Below are 2,536 nucleotides of genomic sequence, written 5' to 3'. Positions count from 1 at the left end.
GCCGTCACCCAGCCGGCCGGCGCGGCGCAACGCCCGCGCGGATGACGCCCCGAACCACACCGGAATCGGCCGTTGCACCGGCAGCGGCGCCAGCCCGGCGCCGGTCACGTGGTGATAGCTGCCGCTGAAGGTGACACTCGGCTCGGTCCACAGCTTGCGCATCAACTCGACCTGTTCGTCGCAGCGTTTGCCTCGCGTCGAAAAGTCTTCTCCGAGAGCCTCGTACTCGACCGCGTTCCAGCCGAGCCCGACTCCCAGGCGCAGCCGGCCGCCGCTGAGTAGGTCCACTTCGGCGGCCTGCTTGGCGACCAGAACGGTCTGACGCTGCGGCAGGATGACGACGCCGGTGACCAACTCCAATGAGGTGGTGATCGCTGCCAGGTAACCGAAGGTCACCAGCGGCTCGTGGAACGTAGTGTGCAGGTCGTAGGGGCCGTTCCAGCCGGCGTGGACATCCCGGTCGGCTCCCACGACGTGGTCGTAGGCGAGCAGGTGGGCAAACCCGAGCGCCTCGGCATGCTCGGCGTAGGACCGGACGGCACCCGCGTCGGCGCCAATCTCGGTCTGCGGGAACACCACTCCGATCCGCATCGCGACTCCCTTCGTCAGAATTCGTTGGCACACTCCGCCGTAAACGACACCGTGACATCGTCCGCGACTTTCAGCGAGCCCAACAGCTGTGAGTACGGCTTGATGCCAAACTCGGATTGCCGGACCGTGGTTTCACTGGACAGCCACCAGCTGCCATCCAGGTCATCGGTGCGCACATCGACAGTCAGCGGCCGGGTCTTGCCGTGGAGGGTCAACGCCCCGGTCAACCGGTAGCCATCGTCCGTCCTCTCAATTGTCGAGGCGGCGAAGGTGATTCGCGGGAATCGACGAGCGCCCAGCGAACGTAAAGCGTTGCTGCGCACCAGGATCTTCTCCGGGCCGGACAACGGGGTCAGGCCGCCCTCGCCCCGCACCACCTCGAGCGAATCGACGTCGACGGTCAATTCCGCGCTCACCGGCTCGTCGGAATCCCACTGGATGCTCGCCCGCCAGGTGCGCATCGCGATCGTCAGCCGATGCCCTAGCTGCGCGGCGCGACCGGATACGCCGGTACGGATCAGCAGCTCGCCGTGGGAGCCGTCAAGGCTTCGCACCGCGCTGTCGTCGGTCAAACCGTCAAAACGGTGCGGTAGCGCGCCCGGCCCTGCTCCAGTGCCGCGTAGCCTTCGGCGGCCTTCGCCAGCGGCAGCTCTTCGATCCAGGCCCGCACGCCGGTCTGCACCGCGAAGTGCATGGTGTCTTCGATCTCACTGGCCGTCCCGGACGGATGTCCGATGATGCTGAGCCCCGGTGTGATCAGTTGCAGGGGGCTGACCGGCAGCGGCTCGGGGGTGACACCGATGGTGATCAGCTCACCCCGGGGTTGCAAGCCGCCGACCGTCGCGGCCATGGCCTTCGACGCTCCAGCGGTGCCCAGCACCACAGCGACCCCGCCAAGGTCATTCAACGTTTCGGCGACGTCACCGTCGGTGGAGTCGACGTAGTGATGTGCGCCCAGCTTGATCGCATCGTCCTTTTTCGCGGTGCCGCGGTTGATCGCGATGGTTTCGAAACCCATTGCCCGGGCGAACTGGATCCCGAGGTGGCCGAGGCCGCCGACGCCGAGGATCGCCACTCGATCACCCGGCAACGCGTTGGTGTGGCGCAACGCGTTGTAGGTCGTCACACCGGCGCAGCCCATCGGGGCGGCCTCCGCGTCGGAGAGTTCCGCGGGGACGCGGGCCAGTGCGGTGGCCGGCGCGGTCACCGATTCGGCGTAGCCACCGGGGTAGTGCCAGCTCGGCACCTTGCCGTTCACACAGTGGATGAACAAGCCCTTGCGACACTGTGCGCAGTGGTTGCAGCACCCGCCGAACCAACCGACGGCGACACGGTCACCGACCGCGAAATCCTCGACACCCGGACCGATTTCGGCGATCTTGCCGGCGATCTCGTGGCCCAGAGTCAGCGGCCAGGACAGACCGGGGAAGTCGCCGGAAACAAAGTGGGCGTCGGTCCCGCAGATGCCGCAGGCGCCGACGCTGATCCGCACTTGGCCGCGCGGCGGCGGCATGGTCTCGACCTCGGCGAGCTCCAGCGGCGCACCCGCGGACTTTACCTGAACTGCTTTGTGTGACGGCATAGCCGTAGCCTAATGCGCGACAGGGTGTTTCGCTGAGGCATCGCTGTGGTAATCAACCTGCCAGTGTTTGATGCCGTTGAGCCAGCCTGAGCGGAGGCGTTGGGGTGTGCCGATCGACTCCAGATCGGGCATGGCGTCGGCGATCGCGTTGAACATCAGGTCGATCGTCATCCGCGCCAGGTTGGCTCCGATGCAGTAGTGCGCACCCGTTCCGCCGAAGCCCACGTGCGGGTTGGGGTCACGCAGGATGTTGAAAGTGAACGGGTCGTCGAACACCTCCTCGTCGAAATTGGCTGAGCGATAGACCATTACGACGCGCTGGCCCTTCTTGATCTGCACTCCGGACAGCTCGTAGTCCTCGAG

Annotated in this window: 4 protein-coding genes; all 4 read right to left on the bottom strand. The window is 66.2% G+C overall.

Annotation, left to right across the window (positions count from 1 at the left end; translation table 11 throughout):
• Positions 1–591 (bottom strand): LLM class F420-dependent oxidoreductase (locus tag WAN02_RS26010; protein ID WP_422267816.1); only part of this gene is annotated, 591 nt, incomplete at its 3' end.
• Between the two features lie 14 nt (positions 592–605).
• Positions 606–1,163 carry a YceI family protein gene (locus WAN02_RS26005; RefSeq protein WP_422267814.1) on the bottom strand — a complete coding sequence of 186 codons (558 nt, stop codon included), beginning with the start codon at positions 1,161–1,163 and terminating at the stop codon, positions 606–608.
• Positions 1,160–2,173, bottom strand: coding sequence for an alcohol dehydrogenase catalytic domain-containing protein (locus WAN02_RS26000; protein WP_422267812.1), 1,014 nt, complete (start codon positions 2,171–2,173; stop codon positions 1,160–1,162). The genes WAN02_RS26005 and WAN02_RS26000 overlap by 4 nt, the downstream gene beginning before the upstream one ends.
• Positions 2,174–2,182: 9 nt before the next feature.
• On the bottom strand, positions 2,183–2,536 hold a 354-nt coding region (locus WAN02_RS25995), incomplete at its 5' end, for a cytochrome P450 (protein ID WP_422267810.1).

It is taken from the genome of Mycobacterium sp. (genome assembly GCF_049281135.1).
Lineage (GTDB): Bacteria > Actinomycetota > Actinomycetes > Mycobacteriales > Mycobacteriaceae > Mycobacterium.
The sequence above is the reverse complement of the archived record's forward strand: the minus strand, read 5'-3'. Positions and strand labels throughout refer to the sequence as shown.

Bases quoted from the DNA above. Each gene is read 5' to 3' on its own strand.
- WAN02_RS26000 (WP_422267812.1), bottom strand. From the start codon at position 2,173: ATGCCGTCACACAAAGCAGTTCAGGTAAAGTCCGCGGGTGCGCCGCTG.